Origin of the sequence: Peptacetobacter sp., assembly GCF_029264495.1 — a bacterium.
Classification (GTDB): domain Bacteria; phylum Bacillota; class Clostridia; order Peptostreptococcales; family Peptostreptococcaceae; genus Peptacetobacter.
Genome location: NZ_JARIBH010000073.1, coordinates 1 through 21,821, shown reverse-complemented (window position 1 = coordinate 21,821; position 21,821 = coordinate 1). Strand labels below are relative to the sequence as shown.

At 27.2% G+C, this 21,821-nt stretch carries 21 protein-coding genes, 1 rRNA gene and 1 other annotated feature; of the genes, 20 read left to right on the top strand and 2 right to left on the bottom strand.

Annotated elements, in window-relative coordinates:
- The 8 genes from rrf to Q1J78_RS06815 form a co-directional block, all read left to right on the top strand.
- A 5S ribosomal RNA gene (rrf, locus tag Q1J78_RS06850) occupies positions 1 to 113 on the top strand; the annotation flags it as partial.
- A gap of 85 nt (positions 114 to 198) precedes the next feature.
- The gene (locus Q1J78_RS06845; protein WP_300279751.1) at positions 199 to 1,728 is read left to right on the top strand and encodes an aminotransferase class I/II-fold pyridoxal phosphate-dependent enzyme; all 1,530 of its coding nucleotides are present in this window, start codon (positions 199 to 201) and stop codon (positions 1,726 to 1,728) included.
- A 22-nt stretch (positions 1,729 to 1,750) separates the two neighbouring features.
- A complete protein-coding gene (locus Q1J78_RS06840; RefSeq protein WP_300279748.1) occupies positions 1,751 to 2,425 on the top strand; it encodes a dTMP kinase in 675 nt (224 codons plus the stop codon).
- 62 nt (positions 2,426 to 2,487) lie between these two features.
- A complete protein-coding gene (locus Q1J78_RS06835) occupies positions 2,488 to 3,429 on the top strand; it encodes a DNA polymerase III subunit (RefSeq protein ID WP_300279745.1) in 942 nt (313 codons plus the stop codon).
- A complete protein-coding gene (locus Q1J78_RS06830) occupies positions 3,426 to 4,313 on the top strand; it encodes a PSP1 domain-containing protein (RefSeq protein ID WP_300279742.1) in 888 nt (295 codons plus the stop codon). Before Q1J78_RS06835 ends, Q1J78_RS06830 begins: the two co-directional genes overlap by 4 nt.
- Positions 4,314 to 4,406: 93 nt before the next feature.
- Positions 4,407 to 5,159, top strand: coding sequence for a tRNA1(Val) (adenine(37)-N6)-methyltransferase (locus Q1J78_RS06825; RefSeq protein ID WP_300279739.1), 753 nt, complete (start codon positions 4,407 to 4,409; stop codon positions 5,157 to 5,159).
- 20 nt (positions 5,160 to 5,179) lie between these two features.
- On the top strand, positions 5,180 to 6,013 hold the full coding sequence (gene rsmI / locus Q1J78_RS06820; RefSeq protein ID WP_300279736.1) for a 16S rRNA (cytidine(1402)-2'-O)-methyltransferase: 834 nt from the start codon (positions 5,180 to 5,182) through the stop codon (positions 6,011 to 6,013).
- 27 nt (positions 6,014 to 6,040) lie between these two features.
- Positions 6,041 to 6,745, top strand: coding sequence for an HD domain-containing protein (locus Q1J78_RS06815; RefSeq protein ID WP_300279733.1), 705 nt, complete (start codon positions 6,041 to 6,043; stop codon positions 6,743 to 6,745).
- Positions 6,746 to 6,802: 57 nt separating this feature from the next.
- Here the strand turns inward: Q1J78_RS06815 and Q1J78_RS06810 are convergent, their stop codons facing one another.
- Complete coding sequence (locus Q1J78_RS06810; RefSeq protein WP_300279730.1) at positions 6,803 to 7,255, bottom strand: Lrp/AsnC family transcriptional regulator; 453 nt, start codon at positions 7,253 to 7,255, stop codon at positions 6,803 to 6,805.
- 433 nt (positions 7,256 to 7,688) lie between these two features.
- Positions 7,689 to 7,910, top strand: a binding site (T-box leader).
- A gap of 113 nt (positions 7,911 to 8,023) precedes the next feature.
- On the opposite strand from Q1J78_RS06810, the gene metG reads away from it, so the two are divergent.
- The 9 genes from metG to Q1J78_RS06765 all read left to right on the top strand — a co-directional run bounded on the left by metG (position 8,024) and on the right by Q1J78_RS06765 (position 16,521).
- Complete coding sequence (gene metG / locus Q1J78_RS06805; RefSeq protein ID WP_300279727.1) at positions 8,024 to 9,955, top strand: methionine--tRNA ligase; 1,932 nt, start codon at positions 8,024 to 8,026, stop codon at positions 9,953 to 9,955.
- Positions 9,956 to 9,967: 12 nt separating this feature from the next.
- The gene (locus Q1J78_RS06800; protein WP_300279724.1) at positions 9,968 to 10,744 is read left to right on the top strand and encodes a TatD family hydrolase; all 777 of its coding nucleotides are present in this window, start codon (positions 9,968 to 9,970) and stop codon (positions 10,742 to 10,744) included.
- 195 nt (positions 10,745 to 10,939) lie between these two features.
- The gene (locus Q1J78_RS06795) at positions 10,940 to 11,248 is read left to right on the top strand and encodes a PTS fructose-like transporter subunit IIB (RefSeq protein WP_300279721.1); all 309 of its coding nucleotides are present in this window, start codon (positions 10,940 to 10,942) and stop codon (positions 11,246 to 11,248) included.
- A 99-nt stretch (positions 11,249 to 11,347) separates the two neighbouring features.
- Entirely contained in the window at positions 11,348 to 12,313 is a 966-nt protein-coding gene (locus Q1J78_RS06790; RefSeq protein WP_300279718.1) for a type I phosphomannose isomerase catalytic subunit, read from the top strand.
- 31 nt (positions 12,314 to 12,344) lie between these two features.
- Positions 12,345 to 13,007, top strand: coding sequence for an HAD family hydrolase (locus tag Q1J78_RS06785; protein ID WP_300279715.1), 663 nt, complete (start codon positions 12,345 to 12,347; stop codon positions 13,005 to 13,007).
- 186 nt (positions 13,008 to 13,193) lie between these two features.
- The gene (locus Q1J78_RS06780; protein ID WP_300279712.1) at positions 13,194 to 14,210 is read left to right on the top strand and encodes a Gfo/Idh/MocA family protein; all 1,017 of its coding nucleotides are present in this window, start codon (positions 13,194 to 13,196) and stop codon (positions 14,208 to 14,210) included.
- 47 nt (positions 14,211 to 14,257) lie between these two features.
- On the top strand, positions 14,258 to 14,794 hold the full coding sequence (gene rnmV, locus Q1J78_RS06775) for a ribonuclease M5 (protein WP_300279708.1): 537 nt from the start codon (positions 14,258 to 14,260) through the stop codon (positions 14,792 to 14,794).
- Between the two features lie 25 nt (positions 14,795 to 14,819).
- Positions 14,820 to 15,686 carry a 16S rRNA (adenine(1518)-N(6)/adenine(1519)-N(6))-dimethyltransferase RsmA gene (gene rsmA / locus Q1J78_RS06770; protein WP_300279703.1) on the top strand — a complete coding sequence of 289 codons (867 nt, stop codon included), beginning with the start codon at positions 14,820 to 14,822 and terminating at the stop codon, positions 15,684 to 15,686.
- Positions 15,687 to 15,714: 28 nt separating this feature from the next.
- Entirely contained in the window at positions 15,715 to 16,521 is an 807-nt protein-coding gene (locus tag Q1J78_RS06765) for a hypothetical protein (RefSeq protein WP_300279701.1), read from the top strand.
- A gap of 37 nt (positions 16,522 to 16,558) precedes the next feature.
- On the opposite strand, the gene murC is transcribed toward Q1J78_RS06765, so the two are convergent.
- Positions 16,559 to 17,926, bottom strand: coding sequence for a UDP-N-acetylmuramate--L-alanine ligase (gene murC / locus Q1J78_RS06760; protein WP_300279698.1), 1,368 nt, complete (start codon positions 17,924 to 17,926; stop codon positions 16,559 to 16,561).
- Between the two features lie 203 nt (positions 17,927 to 18,129).
- On the opposite strand from murC, the gene purR reads away from it, so the two are divergent.
- From purR to Q1J78_RS06745, 3 genes are all read left to right on the top strand, one after another.
- Positions 18,130 to 18,969 (top strand): pur operon repressor, encoded by an 840-nt coding sequence (gene purR, locus Q1J78_RS06755; protein ID WP_300279695.1) that lies wholly within the window; start codon positions 18,130 to 18,132, stop codon positions 18,967 to 18,969.
- 161 nt (positions 18,970 to 19,130) lie between these two features.
- On the top strand, positions 19,131 to 20,531 hold the full coding sequence (gene glmU / locus Q1J78_RS06750) for a bifunctional UDP-N-acetylglucosamine diphosphorylase/glucosamine-1-phosphate N-acetyltransferase GlmU (RefSeq protein ID WP_300279692.1): 1,401 nt from the start codon (positions 19,131 to 19,133) through the stop codon (positions 20,529 to 20,531).
- An 80-nt stretch (positions 20,532 to 20,611) separates the two neighbouring features.
- Positions 20,612 to 21,562 (top strand): ribose-phosphate diphosphokinase, encoded by a 951-nt coding sequence (locus tag Q1J78_RS06745; RefSeq protein WP_300279689.1) that lies wholly within the window; start codon positions 20,612 to 20,614, stop codon positions 21,560 to 21,562.
- The last annotated feature ends 259 nt before the right edge of the window (positions 21,563 to 21,821 follow it).

Here is a 21,821-nt window from a genome sequence, read left to right as displayed (position 1 = left end):
GTTATTATAGCAGAGAGGATACACCTGTTCCCATTCCGAACACAGAAGTTAAGCTCTCTAGCGCTGATGGTACTTGGGGCGAAGGCCCCTGGGAGAGTAGGACGTAGCCACGTAATCTTTTTTTATTTGCAAAAATATAAATATACAATATAAATATACAATAATTAATAAAAATTATTACTATAGAGCGTGAGAAAAATGAAAAAAAATATTACTAAAAATAAAATAAAAGAAAATGAAGAAAAATTATATATAAATAGTGGACTGAGTAGAATTATAGATGACGAAATAGTATCATTCCATATGCCTGGACATAAAAATGGGAAATTATATGAAAAATTGGGATATAAAGAAAAAATGGAGAAATTATATAAAACAGATACAACAGAAATTCCAGGAACAGATAATTTACATTCTCCTAACGATATAATAAAAGAAAGTTTACAAAAAACAGAAGCTATTTTTGATTCAGGGAAAACATATTATTTAATAAATGGAAGTACATGTGGAATACAAACGGCAATAATGTCTACATGCAATCCAGAAGATAAATTAATAATGAGTAGAGATTCACATCAATCAGCTATAAATGGTTGCATACTAGGAGATATCAAACCGATATATATAAAAGCAGATGTAGATAAAAAAACAAATATTCAAATGGGAAATTCATTTAAAAATATAAAAAAGGCAATCGATGAAAATATTGACTCCAAGGCAATATTATTGACTTATCCTACATATTATGGTGTAACAATTGATTTAGAAAAAGTTATAAAATATGCTCATGAAAAAAATATAATAGTTATAATTGATGAAGCACATGGAGCGCATTTAGGTCTTAGTAGTAAACTACCTAAAACAGCTCTTAGCTGTGGAGCAGATATAGTTATACAAAGTACTCATAAAACATTGCCTGCATTCACACAATCATCAATGATGCATATATCTAAAAATGCTATAGAAAATAATATTGTAAATATAGATAGAATAGAAAAAATATTAAAAATGACGGAAACTTCTAGTCCATCATATATATTAATGCAATCTTTAGAAATAGCAGTAGATATTTATGAAAGATATGGTAAGGAGCTTATAGAAGAGTTATATAAAAATATAATAAATTTTAAAAATGAATTAAATCACTATAAAATAAATATAAAAAATAAATTAAAAAATGAAAATTATAAACTAGAAGAAATAGAATTTTTTAATATATATAATAAAGATGATTTTACTAAAATTTTTATATCTAGCTTAGAAGTGGGATTAACTGGATATGAATTGGAAGAGATTCTTAGAAAAAATTACAATATTCAAGTAGAATTATCAAATTATTGTGGAGTATTAATGATTTCTACTATAGGGAATGATACAAATGATTTCAAAAAAATGAAAAATGCCCTTATATCAATATATGAAGAATCAAATTTAAAAGGAAGAAAAAAATTAAATGCTATAAATTATCCAAATATATCTCCTAAAATTATATTTAATCCAAGAGAAGCATTTTATAAAGAAAAAATAAATGTTAAAATAGAAGAGTCTATAGGTAAAATATGTGGAGAAAATATTGTTCCATATCCACCTGGTGTATGTATAATTGCAACAGGTGAAATAATACAAAAAGAAATAATAGACTACTTGAAATATTGTAAAAAAGAAGGAATGGAAATATCAGGATTGAAAGATTCTAAATTTGAATATATTCAAGTGATAGAAAATTAAAAACTATTATGGAGATAGAAAAATGAGCGGTAAATTGATAATAATAGAAAGTGGATCTGATGCAAGTGGAAAAGCAACACAGTCAAAAGAGCTTTTAAAAAAATTACAAAAAGATGGATATAATGTAAAAAAAGTAGAATATCCAAATTATGAATCTGAATCTTCTACATTAGTAAAAATGTATTTAAGAGGAGATTTTGGTAAAAATGCAGATGATGTAGATGCATATATAGCTTCTACATTCTTTACAGCAGATAGATATGCATCTTATAAAACAGAATGGGAAGAATTTTATAAAAGTGGAGGAATTATAATAGCAGATAGATATACAACATCTAACATGGTTCATCAAGCTTCAAAAATGGAGGAAAATGAACGAGATAAATATCTAGATTGGTTAGATGATTATGAGTACAATTTGTTCAAAATTCCAAGACCGGATGAAGTAGTATTTTTAAATGTTCCAGTTGAATATAGTATAAAACTTATGGAAAATAGAAATAATAAATTCACTGGTGAAAAAGAAAAAGATATTCATGAAAAAGATATAAATTATCTCAAAAAAACATATAAAAATTCTCTTTATATAGCAGAAAAATATAATTGGGAAAAAGTAGAGTGTGTTGAAAATAATGAACTTAGAACGATAGAAGATATAAGTGAAGAAATTTATAATATTGTAAAGAAAAAATTATAAGAAAAAATATTATAATAAAAATTATAATATTAAAAACAAATAATATTATAGGAGGTGAAACTATGTATTTTGAACAAATAAAAGAGCAAGACTTTGCAAAAAGATATATTTCAAATGCAATAAATAAAAATATGCTAAACAATGCATATATATTTGAAGGGATTAATGGAATAGGGAAAAGAACATTTGCTAAATTATTTGCCAAAATATTAATAGGAGTATCTCCAGAAAATAGTCCAGATTTTAGTATTATATCTAAGGAAGATGGTTCTCATAGAATAAAAATTGAAAAAATAAGAAAGATGAAAGAGGATGTTTACGAAAAACCTATTTCAAATTACAAAATATATATGATTGAAAATGCAGAACTTATGAGTGAAGAAGCTCAAAATGCAATATTAAAAACAATAGAAGAACCTCCTCAATATGCTATTTTCATATTAATAACTGAAAATAAGGAAGCACTATTGAGTACTATAAAATCTAGATGCGATATAGTAAAATTCATTCCTCTATCTAATGAAACAGTAAAAAATTATTTAATAGAAGAGTTAAATTTAGATGAAGAAAGTGCAAAAGTATATGCTACTTTTTCAAAAGGTAGTATAAATAAAGCTATAGAACTAGTAAATAATGAAATGTTTAAAGAAATGAGAGAATACATACAAGATTGTATATATACAATTTCCGAAAAAAATAAGTTAGATATAGAAATGCTTGCAGATTCATCTGAAAAATATGAAAATCAGATTATGAATTTCTTTGATATTATGATAAACTATTTTAGAGATATAATTCTGATTAAAGAAGGATTAGAATATAACTTTTTAATAAATGCAGATAAAATAACATTTATTGAAAATATGTCTGAGAAAATAAATTCTTCTCAAATAACGAGAATTATTGATATAATAGAAGATACTAAGAGAAAAATCAAAGGATTTTGTGGATTTAAAATGAGTATTCAAGTTATGTTTTTAAATATATATGAGGTGATTAAATGATAAAAATAGTAGGTGTGAGATTTAAAAAAGCTGGAAAAATGTACTATTTTGACCCAGCTGGACTTAATATAGAATCTAATCAAGATGTAATAGTTGAAACAGCTAGAGGTCTTGAATTCGGACATGTTGTAGTAGGAGGAAAGGAAATATCAGAAGAAGAGTTGGTATCGCCTTTAAAACCTATTATAAGAATTGCGACAGATGAAGATAAAAAAATATACAACGAAAACAAAGAAAAAGCAAAAGATACATTTGTCTTATGTCAAAATAAAATAAAAGAACATGGACTTAATATGTGTTTAATAGATTGTGAATATACTTTTGATAGAAATAAATTAATTTTTTATTTTACAGCAGAAGGTAGAATCGATTTTAGAGAATTAGTAAAAGATTTGGCATCTATATTCAAAGTTAGAATAGAATTAAGACAAATTGGTGTAAGAGATGAAGCTAAATCTATTGGTGGACTTGGACCATGTGGAAGAAAACTTTGTTGTTCATCATGGTTAGGAGATTTTCAACCTGTATCTATAAAAATGGCAAAAGATCAGAGTCTATCTTTGAATCCGACAAAAATATCTGGAATATGTGGAAGACTATTTTGTTGCTTAAAATATGAACATGATGTATATGCAGAAGCATTAGAAAAGTTACCAATAGTAGGTTCTATAGTCCAGACTGATGATGGAAAAGGGAAAGTAATAGAAGTGAATCCACTTTTAGAACAAATAAGAGTTGAATTCCAAGATAAAACTATAAAAGTGTATCTAAAAGATGATATACATCAAGTATTAAAAGAACCAAAAAGATGTGAATTAAAAGAAAAACACGGCGAATATATAGATGCTGAAACAATGAAAGAATTACGAAAATTAGAAGATTAATTTATACATTAAAGACTGCCAAAAAGAGAATACTCTTTAATTTTGGGCAGTCTTTTTAAAAATAAAAAATTATATTTGAAAGGAATACTCTTGATGAACGTAGAGATAAAAGAAAAAGAAAGAATAGATGATTTACAACTAAAAGGATTAAAAATAATACAAAATACAGATGGATTTTGTTTTGGAATAGATGCAGTTTTATTAGCAAATTTTGCAAAAGTAAAAAATAAAGCAAAGGTTGTAGATTTAGGAACAGGAACAGGAATAATACCACTTATAATATATGGCAAAAGTAATGCAGAAAAAATATATGGTGTAGAAATACAAGAAGAAGTTTTTGAAATGGCATCTAGGTCTGTACTAATGAATGATATAAAAGATAATATAAAGATTATAAATGCAGATTTAAAAGATATTAAGGAAGTATTACCAACTAATACATTTGATGTTGTGACATCAAATCCACCGTATATGCACAATGATGGAATAAAAAATCCAAACGATAAAAAAATGATATCTAGACATGAAGTAAAATGTAATTTAGAAGATGTTATAAAAGCAGCCTCAATACTATTAAAAGAAAGAGGAAAATTTTTCATGATACATAGACCAACTAGACTTATAGATATAGTCTCTCTTGGAAGAAAATATAGACTTGAGCCAAAATTGATGCGATTTGTACATCCAAAAGTTGATAAAGCACCAAATCTATTACTAGTTGAATTTACAAAAGGAGGAAGACCAGATTTAAAAATAATGGACCCTCTATATGTATATGGAGAAGATGGTAAATATACTGAAGAAATAATTGAAATATATTCAGAAGATAGAAGTATAGATAAATAATAAATATAAAGGAGAAAAAAATGGCAGGAAAATTATATATATGTCCGACTCCAATCGGGAATTTAGAAGATATAACTTATAGAACACTAAGAGTTTTAAAAGAAGTAGATTTAATAGCAGCAGAGGATACAAGACATAGTTTACAATTATTAAATCATTTTGAAATATCTAAACCTTTAACTAGTTATCATGAACATAATAAAGATTCAAAAGGCGGATATTTAATAACTAAGCTTTTAGAAGGAGAAAATATAGCATTGATAAGTGATGCTGGAATGCCTGGGATATCAGACCCTGGTCAAGATATAATAGGTGAAGCAATTGAAAATAATATAGAAATAGAAGTTCTTCCCGGAGCAACAGCATTTGTTACAGCTTTAGTTGGGTCAGGAATGGATACACATAAATTTGTATTTGAAGGTTTTTTAGATAGAGATAAAAAACTTAGAAGAAAAAGATTGGAAGAAATAAAAAATGAAAAAAGAACAATTATATTTTACGAATCTCCACATAGATTAAAAGATACATTAAAAGATTTACTTAAATATCTTGGGAATAGAAAAATTGCAGTGAATAGAGAGCTTACAAAAAGATATCAAGAAATAATAAGAGAAGATTTAGAAACAGTAATAGAAATATTCAATAATAGAGAAATAAAAGGTGAATTTGTACTTATTGTAGAAGGATTTACAGGTGAAATAGAAGAAGTTGGTAAATATGATCATTTAAATGAAAGAGATTATGTTATTAAACTTATTGAAGAGGGTATAAATAAAAAAGAAGCTATAAAAATAGTATGTAAAGATAGAAAATTAAAGAAGGATATAGTTTATAAACAAGTTCTCGATTTATAAAAAGTATCTTAAATTGGAGGTGGTTTTATGGATAATATAAGAGAAAAATTTCTTGAAGCATTAAAAAAACCAAATACTTCTGAAATTATAGAAAAAATGGATAAAGATACTGAATTAGAAAAAATATTTCCTCATATAAAAGAAATGAAGAAAATTGGTAAATGTAAATTTCATGTAGTAGATAGTTTTACACATTCTATAAATGCACTTAAAGAGTTAGAAAAAGTTCTAAATAATAATGATTTTTTCCAAAGTCATCTTAAAGAATTTATAATAGATAACTTACAGACAGAAGTAGATGATAATTTTAAAAGAATAGATTTACTAAAATTAGCTGTTTTTTTACATGATATGGGTAAACCTAAGAGTATGACAATTTCTAATGATGGAAGTGTACATTTTAAAGAACATGAAAAAATAGGTGCAGATATGCTTCACAATGTAGTATCTGAATTTAAAATAAGTAAAGATGCAGAAAATATACTATATAAATATATAAGATATCATATGGTTTTATTAGAGTTTTACAAAGCCGATGATATGAGTAGAAAGAAGTTATATGAAATATTTAAAATACTTGGTGAAGATATATCTGGGGTAATGATTATAGGATATGCAGATATTGTATGTACAAGAAGACTTATATATGAACATGAAAATTATAGAGTTCTTAGAACATATATGGAATATGCACTTACTAGTTATTACTATAGATACAATGAAGAAATATAATAAAAATAAAAGCTGATGTTTTCATCAGCTTTTTTATATCTAAATAAATTATAAAATCTAAAGTATAGACTTAGCTTGTATAGGAGTAGATAGTATAACAGAAGTTTTTGTTGAACCTATTTTTTTGATGCTGTCTATAACATTTTCTAGTTCCCGCATATCACTTACAAGCACTTTAAGTAAAGAACAGTCATCTCCTGTTATATGATGGCATTCAACTATTCTTGGATCATTTTTTGCATTTTCTAAAAAATCAGAATAGCTCCGACTTTCAAGAAGAGAAATATGTATGAACGCCTTTATATTTCTTCCTAAAGCATCAGGATTTATTATAGCTTTATAGCCAGATATTATACCACAGTTTTCAAGTCTCTTTATTCTCTCAGAAACTGCTGGAGAAGTTAATCCGATAAGCTTTCCTAAATCTTTCATAGAAATTCTACCATCTTCTTGAAGTATTTCTATTATTTTTCTATCTGTTTCATCTAATTTTCTAACTGTGTTTTCCATGTTTAAACACTCCCCCTTTGTATAATTCTATATACCTATAATATCATATAAATATTCTTTAATTTATAAAGCTTAAATATGAAAAAATAAATATAAGATAGATAAATTAAGTATTTAGTGCAAGATATGTAAAAAATAACTCCTATAATTATAATAAAACATAATATTTATAAAGTTTCAAGAGAAAAATAAAAAAAAATTAAAAAAAAGTGAAAAAATTAAAAAAAATCTTTGAAATGACAAGTAAATAGTTAAAAAATAAAATTTTTGAAAAATAAAATTCATTTTTGAAATATATATTTTGGATATTAAAATTTCATAAATCACTAGAAATTACATAGTCTTAGCTAGAGAAAGTGTGTTAAAAATAAATTGACAAGAAAGAGTAAATTGGATAGAATTAAAGTAATTATTTATAGTTAAATTAATAAATCTAAAAGCTATGAAAAGAAGAGTAAATGTAAAGATATTCTACAGAGAGCCAGATTAGGTGAGAGCTGGTGTTTAATCGATATGTTGAATATGGACTTGGAGCTTTTTGGTCGAGCAAAAGTGAGGCCTAAACGTTTAGACACGTTATCGTCTATAGAGAAATCCACAAATGTTTATAAATGTGGATAATTAGGGTGGTACCGCGAATATAATCGCCCCTATGATGATTCATAGGAGGCGTTTTTTTATTTTAATAAATAATAGATTTAGATTTATTAAGTATTATAATTTAGATATAAATATAAAATATTTTTATTAATATATAGGAGGAAAATTATGAGTAAACCTACTTTTTATGTAACAACACCAATATATTATCCAAGTGGTAAATTACACATTGGACATACTTATACAACTGTTGCAGCAGATGCAATATCAAGATTCAAACGTTTCTGTGGATATGATGTTAAATTCCTTACAGGAACAGATGAACATGGTGAAAAAATACAGAAAAAAGCTCAAGAAGCGGGAATAAGCGAAATAGAATATTTAGATGGAATGATAGATGATATAAAAGCATTATGGAAAAAGTTAGATATATCATATGATGATTTTATAAGAACAACAGAAAAAAGACACACTGATATAATACAGAAAATATTTACAAAATTATATGAACAAGGAGATATCTATAAAGGAACTTATGAAGGTAGATACTGTACTCCATGTGAAAGTTTTTGGACAGAATCTCAATTAGTAGATGGAACAAAATGCCCAGACTGTGGTAGAGAAACATATGTAGCAAAAGAAGAAGCATATTTCTTCAAATTATCAAAATATGAAGACAGATTAAAAGAGTTATTTAAAAGAGATGATTTTTGTTTACCAATCTCAAGAAGAAATGAAATGGTATCAAACTTCCTTGATAAAGGACTAGAAGATTTATGTGTAACAAGAACTACATTTGATTGGGGAATAAAAGTTCCTTTTGATGAAAAACATGTTATATATGTATGGGTAGATGCACTTTGTAACTACATAACAGCTTTAGGATATATGACAGAAAATGATGAAGAGTTTAAAAAATATTGGCCAGCATCAGTACATTTAACAGCTAAAGAAATAACAAGATTCCACACAATAATATGGCCAGCAATATTAATGGCTCTTGGTTTAGAAGTACCAAAACAAGTATACGGACATGGATGGATACTATTTGATGATGATAAAATGAGTAAATCAAAAGGTAATGTTGTATATCCAGGACCAATGATAGAAAGATATGGAGTAGATGCACTAAAATATTTCTTACTTAGAGAATTCTCATTCGGACAAGATGGAAGTTATACTAATAGAAACTTTATAAATAGAATAAATTCAGATTTAGCAAATGACTTAGGAAACTTAGTGAGTAGAACTGTAGCAATGGTAGAAAAATATAATGAAGGTTTAATACCAGAATCTAAAACATCTACTGAATTTGACGAATCTTTAAAAGAACAAGCTAAATTATCAGCTAAAGAATTTGAAGAACAAATGGATGCATTACAATTCCATGAAGCATTAGAATCAGTATGGAAATTAGTTAGAAGAACTAATAAATATATAGATGAAACAATGCCTTGGGCCTTAGCTAAAGATGAATCTAAAAAAGAAGAATTAAACACTGTATTATACAACCTTTGCGAATCAATAAGAATTATAGCAACTCTTATAAACCCTATAATGAATACAACTGCTATAAGAATATATGATCAATTAGGAATAAAAGGTGAGGAAGAAATAACTAATTGGGAAAGTGTAAAAGTATTTGGATGCATAAAACCAGGAACAAAAGTTCATAAAGGTGAAGCATTATTCCCTAGATTAGATGTTGAAAAAGAAATAGAGGAGTTAGAAAAAATGTTCTCAACAAAAGAAGAAGTAAAACCATTAGAACATAAAGAGCAAATAACAATAGATGATTTTGATAAAGTTGAGCTTAGAGTTGGTGAAATAGTTAAATGTGAAAAACATCCAAAAGCTGATAAACTTTTAGTATCTCAAGTTAATTTAGGTTCAGAAACAAGACAAATAGTTTCAGGAATAGCAAAATGGTATAAACCAGAAGAAATGGTTGGTAAAAAAGTTATAGTTGTTTGTAATTTAAAACCAGTTAAACTTAGAGGAGTAGAATCTGCTGGTATGATACTTGCGGCTGGAGATGATGGAGATGATTTAGTAATACCAACAGCTACAGATGCAAAACCAGGTTGTGAAGTTTGCTAAGGAGAAGATAAAATGTTATTTGATTCACACGCACATTTAAATGATGAAAGATTTGATGAAGATAGAGAAGAATTAATAAATTCTTTAAAAGAAAAAGGAATAGATTATGTAGTTAACCCAGGAGCAGATATGGAAACATCAAAAACTGCTGTTGAGTTAGCAAATAAATATGATTTTATATATGCAGCTGTTGGAGTTCATCCTCATGATGTTGAAGATTTGACAGAAGCAGATATGGAAATGCTAAAAAAATATGTCTTAGAAAATGAAAAAGTAGTAGCTATAGGTGAAATAGGATTAGATTATTACTACGATTATTCTCCTAGAGAGCTACAAAAAAAATGGTTTAAAAGACAAATTGAGCTAGCAAATGAGTTAAAAGTACCATTTATTGTACACGATAGAGATGCTCACAAAGATACTTTAGATATAATAAAATCTACAAAATTACCTGAAACAGGATGTTTACTTCATTGTTATAGTGGAGAAGTAGAATTAGCAAGAGAATATGTAAAAATGGGGTGCTATCTTTCTATACCTGGAACAGTTACATTTAAAAATAATAGAAAAACAGTAGATGTTGTTAGAGAAATTCCTCTAGAAAAACTGATGATAGAAACAGACTCACCTTATATGGCACCAGTACCACATAGAGGGAAAAGAAATGATCCGTCATTAGTAACATTTGTAGCTGAAAAGATAGCTGTAGAAAAAGGTATCTCTTATGAAGAAGTTTGCAGAGTAACTAAAGAAAATGCTATGAAATTCTTTGGAGTAGAAGATAAATAATTAATATTAGAAAAGTTGTATATAAGTTTATTTTATAAACTATATACAGCTTTTTTATTTTTCAAATAAGATAATAATAATTATAAATTTGATAAATAAAAATATAAAATAATAAAAAAAATAATCGTAAGTAGAAAAATATATTCATCAGATGTATAATAATTTGTAAAAATAAATTATAAATGGGAGGAATTTATGAAAGTTGTGGCAGTTACATCTTGTTCATCAGGGGTAGCACATACTTATATGGCTTCAGAAGCACTAAAAATAGTTGCAAAAAAACATGATATAGAAATTTCTGTTGAAACACAGGGATTTGCAGGGATAGAAAATGAATTAAGTGATGAAGATATAGAAGAGGCAGTTTGCGTAATTCTAACAAATGATATGAAAATAATTGATGAAAGTAGATTTGAGGGTAAAAAAGTTATAAGAATGAATACATCAGATGTTATAAAAAAAGCGGATTCTATAATGAAAAAAATTAAAATTACATTTAAATAAAACTACTTTAAGATATAAGTATAATGATAAAAGACTATAAAAGTTAACTTTTTATAAAACTATATTAAAATAAATTAAAAAATAAGGAGATTTATTAGTATGTTAAAACCAGTAAAATTAAGACCAGCATTCCAAGATTATCTATGGGGTGGAACAAAATTAAGAGAAGAATATAACAAAGATTGTGACTTTGACAAAATAGCTGAGAGTTGGGAACTTTCAAATCATAAAAATGGACAAAGTATAGTAGATTCTGGTGAATTTAAAGGATTACAGTTTGGAGAATATATAAATAAAATAGGAGAAAAAGGATTAGGAACTAATTGTGATAGTTTTGAATTTTTCCCAATACTTATAAAATTTATAGATGCAAAAGGTTCTCTGTCAATACAGGTTCATCCAGATGATGAATATGCACTAAGAGTTGAAAAAGAATATGGTAAAACAGAAATGTGGTATGTTCTAGAAGCTGAAGAAGGAGCATCTCTTTATTATGGTGTAAATAAAGAAATAACTAAAGAAGAATTTGCTGATAGAATAAAAAATGACACTATATTAGAAGTATTAAATAAAGTAGAAGTTAAAAAAGGTGATGTATTTTTCATAGAAAGTGGAACTATACATGCTATAGGAGCAGGACTTGTTATATGTGAGATACAGCAAAATTCAAATACAACTTATAGAGTATATGACTTTGGTAGATTAGGAGCAGATGGAAAGCCTAGAGAGTTACATGTGGATAAAGCAATAGATGTTACAAATCTTACTCCAAATGCAAAAAGTGCTAAACCTATGGGAGAATTAGAAAACTACGATACTTATAGTAGAGTATTATTAAGTGAATGTAAATACTTTACTACCTATAAATATGAAGTTAAAGAAAATGCAATTGTAGAAATAGATGAAAAATCATTCAACTCAGTTATAATAACTGAAGGAAAAGGAAAACTTATTATGAATGATATAGAATTAGATTTTATAAAAGGAGATAGTATATTTATACCTGCACAAAAAGGGAACTACACAGTAAATGGAAATTGTGAATTTATATTATCTAGAGTATAGAAAATATAGTTAGAATAAAAGAGGTATAAAGATGAAAAATATAAAAGGTGTAATATTTGATATGGATGGTGTCATATTAGATACAGAAAGTTTATCTTTGATATTTTGGGAAAAAATATTCAAAAAACATAATATAGAGATAAAAAGAGATGCACAAATTCTTTTAATGGGAAAAGGAAAAGATGACACAATAAAGGGTCTTAAAGAAATATATGGAAAAGAGTTACCTATGGAAGAATATTACAAAGAAAAAGGACAAGCTGTTATAGACTATTTAGAAGAAAATAAACCTGGTGTAAAAAAAGGATTTGAAAGTTTATTAAAATATCTTTTAGAACATAATTATAAAACAGCTATTGCAACATCTACAGTGAGATGGAAAATGAAAAATAGAATGAAGTTTCTACATTTTGATGATATGGTAGGAGCTGTTATATGTGGAGATGAAGTTAAAGAAACTAAACCAAATCCGGAAATTTTCTTAAAAGCAGCAGAAAAACTAAATCTTTCACCTAAAGAATGTTTAGTAATAGAAGATTCAAAAGCTGGTGTTGAAGCTGCATATAATGGTGGTTTTAAATGTATAATGGTCCCTGATTTTAAAAAACCCGATGAAGAATTAAGGGAAAAAGCATATAAAATAATGGATTCTTTGGAAGATGTTGAATATTTATTAAAAAATTCGATTGAATAAATCAAAATAAAGACTGTATTTCAATTTTTATTATGAAATCAGTCTTTTATTTTTTTAAAACTTAATAGGATATAAATAAAATAATTGGATTATACGATATAACACGACTGTGTTATAATATACTAATAGAATTAAACAGATAAAAATAAATTTTATGATTATAAATTATATAATTTGGAGGTATATATGAAACCCGTAAAATTTGGAGTAATTGGAACTGGAAGTATAACAGAGTGGTTTATAAAAGCAGGTAGTAAATTAGAAGGTTTTGAAGTAAAAGCAATATATTCAAGAAAACTAGAAAGAGCTAAAGAATTTGGTGAAAAATACGATATAGAATTATTTTTTGATGATATAGAAAAATTTGCAAAATGTGAGGAATTTGATGCCGTATATGTAGCATCTCCTAACTTTATGCATAAAGAACATACTATTATATGTATGGAAAATGGAAAAGATGTACTATGTGAAAAAGCTTTTGCATCTAATAAAAAAGAAGCAGAAGAAATGATAAATTGTGCAATAAAAAATAATGTTCTTCTTATGGAAGAAATGAGATTAACTTGTACCCCAAATTTTAGAAATGTAAAAAATAGCTTAGACAAAATAGGAAAAATTAGACGATACTCAGCTAATTTTTGCCAATATTCATCTAGATATGATAAGTTTAAGGAAGGTATAGTATTAAATGCTTTTAAAAAAGAACTGTCAAATGGAGCACTTATGGATATAGGAGTTTATTGCATACATCCAATGGTAAATCTATTTGGGAAACCTAAAAATATAAAAGCAAATGCTATAAAATTATCTACAGGAGTAGATGGAGAAGGCAGTATAATCTTTGAATATGAAGATATGTTAGCAGATATAAGATATTCAAAGATAACACAATCTAATATACCGACTGAAATACAAGGAGAAGATGGAAGTATCATAATAGATAAAATGAGTCTTTTTGGTGATGTTAGAGTAGAATATAGAAAAGGTGAAGTAGAAGATATAACAGCAGAATTAGAAGTTGAAAAAGATGAAAAATTTGAAGTAGATAGCATTTACTTTGCTGTTAAAGAATTTATGACACTATTTAGAGAAGGAAAAAAAGAATCAAAAATAAATACTTATCAAAATACTCTTACAGTAATGGAAATAATGGATGAAGTTAGAAAACAGATAGATTTAGTTTTCCCTTCTGATGAGAAGTAATCTTTTTAATAGGTAAAATAAAATATAAATATAGTAAGGAAGAAAATATGATAAAAGAAATAATTGTAGTAGAAGGAAGAGATGATGTTACTGCAGTAAAAAGAGCAGTAGATGCAGAATTAATAACAACTGGAGGATTTGGATTTCCAAAAGGTGTTATGGAAAGAATAAAAGAAGCTCAAAAAAGAAGAGGAGTTATAATCTTTACAGATCCGGATTTTGCAGGTGAAAAAATAAGAAAAAAAATAGCATCTGAAGTTCCAGGATGTAAACATGCCTTTTTACCAAGGGAAGAAGCAAAAAAAGATGGTGATATAGGAATAGAAAATGCTACTCCTAAAAGTATAATAGCAGCATTAGAGAAAGTTAGAACAGAAAGTAATGAAAATAGAGAGGAATTTAAACAAAAAGATCTTCTATTAAATGGATTAATAGGAAATGAAGAAGCTTCATTTAGAAGAGATAAAATAGGTCAAATTCTAGGAATAGGATATGGAAATGCAAAACAATTTTTAAGTAGATTAAATAATTACGGTGTTACAAGAGAAGAGTTTGAAAAAGCTTTAAAAGAAATAGAAAAATAGATTATTAATAAAATTTGGAGGAAATATGAACAGACTTTCATCGCATAAAGCGACAAAAGATATAGTAGATAAACATGGATTTAAATTTTCAAAATCATTAGGACAAAACTTTTTAATAGATGATAATGTTATTGACAGAATAATCGATGGAGCAAGAGTAAAAGAAGGAGATAAGATAATAGAAGTAGGACCTGGTATAGGAACACTTACTAGAGAAATGGCAAAAGAAGCTGATAAAGTAGTAGCAGTTGAAATAGATAAAAATCTAATACCAATACTTAAAGAAACTTTATCAGAATTTGATAATACAGAAGTAGTAAATGAAGATATATTAAAAGTAGATGTAAAAAAATTGGTAGAAGAAAAACTTTCAGGAGGACCTGTAAAATTAATAGCAAATCTTCCATACTATATAACTACACCTATAGTAATGAAATTTTTAGAAGAAGATATACCAGTTACAGATATAGTTGTAATGGTTCAAAAAGAAGTTGCAGATAGAATGAATGCAGTACCATCTACTAAAGATTATGGTGCATTATCTGTAGCAGTTCAGTACTATTGTGATACAGAAATTGTTGCAAAAGCTCCAAGACATATGTTTATACCTCAACCAAAAGTAGATTCTACAGTAATAGGTCTTCATGTTAGAGAGGAAAAAAAATATATAGCAGATAATGAGGAGATATTCTTTAAAACAGTAAAGGCTGCATTTGGACAAAGAAGAAAAACACTATTAAATTCTCTATCTAGTATGGGAATTTTAGATAAAGCATCTATAAAAGAAGTATTAAAAGAAGCAGAAATAGATGAAAAAAGAAGAGGCGAGACTCTAAGTATAGAAGAATTTACAAACCTTTCTAATATAATAAATAAAAATATAAAAAAATAAAATATTTTTAGAAAGGAGATAAAATATATTGGCAGTTAAAAAGAAATCAAAACTAAAAAAATATATAGTATTAGGATTAATAGTCTTCTTTATCGTATATATAGTATCGTTTTTTTTAGTTTCAAAAATATTTGATTCAGATAGAGAGGATAGTATACAAAAGAATAAACTTACTCGGGAAGAAAATACAAGTGATAATACATTGCCATTATTATCTCAACTAGAGAGTAGCAAAAAGATTTATATTTTAGATGAAAAGACAGATGTAAATATAAAAATCGAAAAAGATAGATGGGCAGATTATAAATATTATTTTAATGAATTTAGAAAAGTTAGAGATGCTATTTCATACAAACCTAGATATAGTGGATATTCTTCAACAGGAATAAAGTTCTCAACAGATTTAAACTTTTTAAGAGTATATACAGTTGAAAAGGATGAATATTACAAAATACCAATAGATAAAAAAGAAGAGTTTGAAAAAATAATAAAAGAAAGTATATATACATCATTTGATTTTGTAATAGATAGTGAAAAGTGGAAAAGTGTACACATATCAAATGGAGATAATACAAAAACGCTTCATAGATGGAAATATAATAAATTTGTAAATAAAATGAGATATAAAAGACATGTTGGTAAAGTTCAACCAGAAAAATCAAAAGAAAAAAGCAAATATAATTATACTGTGTATATAGATGAAGATGGATTTAGTTTTAGAATAGATACAATGGGACCTAATTACATAAAAATAAAATATGGTGATTATGTTGCATATTATGAAGTATATACTGATATGTACAATTACATAAAAAACAATATTTTTAAAGAATAAAAAGAGGTGATATCTAATATAGATATCACCCTTTATTTTATAAGTTTGAAGATCCTTTAGCTGCAAGTGCTTCTGCAACTTTAAATATAGGACCAGCACCAGCTGTTATAACAAAATCATCTGGCTCAACGTTATCAGCAAGATACTCAACTATATCATCAAATTCTTTTATATATTGGGCATCTATATTGTTTTGATATAATTTTTTTACTAAATCAGTAGAATGAATATCTCCAGGATTAGTTTCTCTAGCAGCATAAATATCTGTAACAATAACTTTATCAGCAGCAAAGAAAGCATCTGAGAATTCATTTAAAAGAGATTTTGTTCTAGAGTATGTGTGCGGCTGGAATACGCACCAAAGTCTATTTTTCTTTATTCTTTTAGCTGTAGAAAGTGTAGTTTTTAATTCTGTTGGATGATGAGCATAATCATCTACAATAGTTGCTCCATTGTATTTTCCTTTTAATTCAAATCTTCTTCCAACACCTCTATAGCGTTTTATATTTCTTTTTATCATATCTAAATCTATACCAGATACAATACCTGTTATAATAGCAGCAGTAGCATTGTATATATTGTGTAAACCTTGAACTGATAATTCAAATTTACCAAGATTTTCACCATAATATTCTAATTCAAAAATACCACAACCTAATTCATCAAATTCAATATTTTTGATTAAGACATCATTATTTTCATCTCTACCATATTTAACGATTTTAGCTTTAACATCATAAAGTATACTAGATGTATTTTCATCATCTCCATTTATGATAAAGTGTCCATCAGATGGTAGTAATTTACCGAATTTATTGAAAGAAGCTTTTATTTCATCGATTCCTGAAAAATAATCAAGATGATCTTCTTCAACATTTAAGACCAACGCTATTTTTGGGTTAAAGTTTAAAAAACTATCAACATATTCACACGCTTCTGTTATAAAGTGTTCAGAATGTCCGATTTTAACATTTCCACCAATCATACTTAAATTCCCACCAACAAGAATAGTAGGATCTAAATCAGCATATTCAAATATTGCTGAAAGCATAGATGTAGTAGATGTTTTTCCATGAGTACCAGATACTGCAATGGAATTTTTATATTCTCTCATTATTTGCCCTAAAAAAGCAGCTCTATTAACTATAAGTTTATTTTTCTTTTTTGCAGCCATAAGTTCTTCATTATCAGGGTGTATAGCAGCTGTATAAACAACCATGTTTACATCATCTGAGATATTTTCTTTTTTTTGTCCGATAAATATTTCAGCACCTTGAGCCATAAGTTTTTTTGTCATAGGTGATTCCTGTGAGTCAGAACCTGAAACGTGATATCCTTTATTAAGGCAGATTTCAGCTAATGCACTCATACTGATTCCGCCAATTCCTATGAAATGTATATTCATAATAAAAACAACCCTTTCTTTTATTAAAGTAATACAATATGAACGTTTTTTGTGTTATAATAAAATAATGTGCGATATTTTTTAAGCACAATATACACGAAAAAATAATACTGTATTATCAACATAGTAATTATTATATCACAAGTAAAATTGTTGTGCATCAGTTTTAATGGCAATCAATAATTGGCAGGGGGAAATAGATTATGAAATTCAAAAGAACAGAAAGAATAGGAGCTATAGTAAAGATATTATCTGATAATCCTAACAAAATATATACATTAAGTTATTTTACAAATCAATTTAATGCAGCTAAATCTACAATAAGTGAAGACCTTCTTGTAGTAAAAAGTGTTTTTGAAAAATTGCACTTAGGAAAAGTAATAACAATATCTGGAGCAGCTGGTGGAGTAAAATACATACCTAAAACATCTAGACAAGAAAATTCGGAATTTTTAATGCAACTATGCGAAAGAATAAAAGATGAAGGAAGAATATTATCAGGTGGATTTTTATATCTTATAGACCTTATCTATGATCCAAGAACTGTTTCTAAAATTGGTAAAATATTTGCTTCTAATATAGATTATTCAGATGCTGATTATGTAGTAACAATGGAAACAAAAGGAATACCAATGGCTCTTATGACTGCAAATGCAATGAATTTACCGTTGGTAATAATAAGAAAAGATATAAAAGTTTCAGAAGGACCAACACTTAGTATGACATATGTAAGTGGAAATAGTGGAAACCTAGAAAGTATGAGTTTACCTAGAAAAGCACTTAAGCCAGATAGTAAAGTTATTATAATAGATGACTTCATGAGAGGTGGAGGAACTATCAAAGGTATGATAGATTTAATGAAAGAATTTAGTGCAGAAGTAATAGGTATAGGTGTATTTATATCTACTATGAAGCCAGAAGAAAAAATGGTAAATGACTATATTTCGCTGATACAATTAGATGTAGATAAAGATGAAATAATAGTAAAACCAAATAGAGAAATATTAGAAGATACGGAAGAAAATGCAGATTGTTTAGAATAAAAAACATACTTATATATCTAAATAAAAAAAATAAAATGAATATATAATATTAAAATATATGTACATTTATATTGAAAAGTGATATATTTAAAAATAATAATGCAATTTTTTATTATATTATCAGTAAAAAAATAAAAAATTATTCAATGGAGAGATGTTAAATGAAATTTAAGTCAATAATACTTGCTGCAGGCAAGGGAACAAGAATGAAATCAAAATATCCAAAAGTTATACATAAAGTATGTGGTAAAGAAATGGTAAATCATGTAGTCGATACTTCTAAAAAAGCAGGGGTAGAAGATACAATAGTAGTTCTTGGACATGGAGCTGAAGCCGTAAGAGAAAGACTTTCAGACGACATAATAACAGTTATGCAAGAGCAACAGCTAGGTACAGCACATGCTGTTAAAATGGCTGAAGAATATATAAATGATGAAGATACAATAGTTGTTTTATGTGGAGATACTCCACTTGTAAAATCAGAAACTCTTAAAAAATTATTTGAATATCATGTTGAAAATGATTGTCATACAACAGTACTTACTACAATAGTAGATAATCCAACAGGATATGGAAGAATAATAAGAGATGAAAATGGAGACCTTCTAAAAATAGTAGAACAAAAAGACGCTACAGAAGAAGAAAAATTAGTAAAAGAAATCAATTCTGCGATATACTGCTTTAATGGAAAAAGCCTTAAAGAAGCACTATCATTAATAGATAATAATAATGCACAGGGAGAATACTATCTTCCAGATGCTATAAAAATAATGAGAGAAAAAGGATTAAAAGTAAGTGCATTTGCAGGATCTACAATAGAAGAATTAATGGGTGTAAACTCAAGATTACAGCTTTCTGAAGCAGAAAAAGCTATGAGAAAAAGAATAAATGAATTCCATATGACAAATGGAGTAACTATGATAGACCCAGATAATACTTATATAGAATCTGAAGTAGAAATAGGAAATGATACTATAGTATATCCAGGAGTAAATTTAGTTGGAAAGACAAAAATAGGTTCTGATTGTATAATAGGAATGAATTCTTCAATAACAGATTCTATTGTTGGAGATGGAACAGAAATAAAAATATCTACATTAATAGAAGCAAAAGTAGGAGAAAATACAAAAGTAGGTCCATATGCTTATCTAAGACCAAAAGCTGATGTAGGCAATGGTTGTAAAGTCGGCGATTTTGTTGAAATAAAAAATGCAAAATTTGGAGATGGATCAAAAGCATCGCATCTTTCATATATAGGGGATGCTGAAGTTGGTAAAAATGTAAATGTAGGCTGTGGAGTAGTATTTGTAAATTATGATGGTGTACATAAATTTAGATCAGTAGTAAAAGATAATGCATTTATAGGATCAAATTCAAATCTAGTAGCACCAGTTACAGTTGAAGAACAGGGCTACATAGCTACAGGATCAACAATAACAGATAATGTACCTGGAAGATCACTAGCAATTGCAAGACAAAGACAATGTATAAAAGAAAATTGGATGGACAAAAAAGAAGCTAGAGATAAAAGAATATCTGAAGAAAAAGCAAGAAATAAATAATATTTAATAAAATTGATTTCTTTTTAAACATTTATGTTTAAATAGTTATATATTGTTAAAAAGTTTGGAGGGTTAACTAAATGAATACTAGCGGTAGCGAAATCAAAATACTTGCCGGTAACGCATCTAAAGAACTTGCTGAAAAAATAGCTAAACAGTTAAACGTATCAGTTTTAGACTGTGAAGTTGGAACATTCAGTGATGGTGAAATATGTGTAAATATGAATGAAACTGTAAGAGGTTGCGACGTTTTCGTTGTTCAATCTACTAACAGTCCGGTAAACAACAACTTAATGGAATTATTAATAATGATAGATGCACTTAAGAGAGCATCTGCAGGAAGAATAACTGCTGTAATACCATACTATGGTTATGCAAGACAGGACAGAAAAGCGAAAGCAAGAGATCCAATCACAGCTAAATTAGTTGCTAACTTAATAGTAGCAGCTGGTGCAGATAGAGTTTTAACTATGGATTTACATGCATCTCAGATACAGGGATACTTCGATATACCACTAGATCACTTACTAGGTGGTCCATTACTATCTGAATACTTCAACGAAAAAAATATAGAAGATTTAGTAGTAGTATCTCCTGACCTTGGTAGTGTTACAAGATCTAGAAAATTTGCTAACTCACTAAATGGTGAAGTGCCTATAGCTATAATAGATAAGAGAAGACCAAGACCAAATGTATGTGAAGTTATGAACTTAATAGGTGATGTAGAAGGTAAAAACGTAATACTTCTTGACGATATGATAGATACTGCAGGAACAATAGTAAATGCAGTTGAAGCAGTTAAAAAATTCGGTGCTAAAGATGTTTATGTTTGTTGTACACACGCTGTTTTATCAGGTCCAGCTATAGAAAGAATAGAAAATTCTTCTATGAAAGAATTAGTAGTTCTTGATACTATACAGTTACCAGAAGAAAAACAGATAGAAAAAATAAAAGTTAAATCAGTAGCTCCTATATTTGCAGAAGCTATAGAAAAAATATTCAGCAATGAATCAGTAAGTGAATTATTCTAATTGAATATAAGTAGAAAGAGGAGTAACTCCAATAGTACTTATGCCTATTCAGGCGACAGGTGTACTATTTGGAGTTAGCTCCTCTTTTTTTGTGAAAAATAAGCTTTTAAATATATAATACTTACTATTTATACAGAAAAAACTACCATTCAAGCAGAAATTATTGAAAAAAAAGAAGAAGAGTTATATATATATATTAAAAATATAATTGTTAAAAAATATTATTAAAATTCGATTTTTAAAGGAGTGATTATATGTA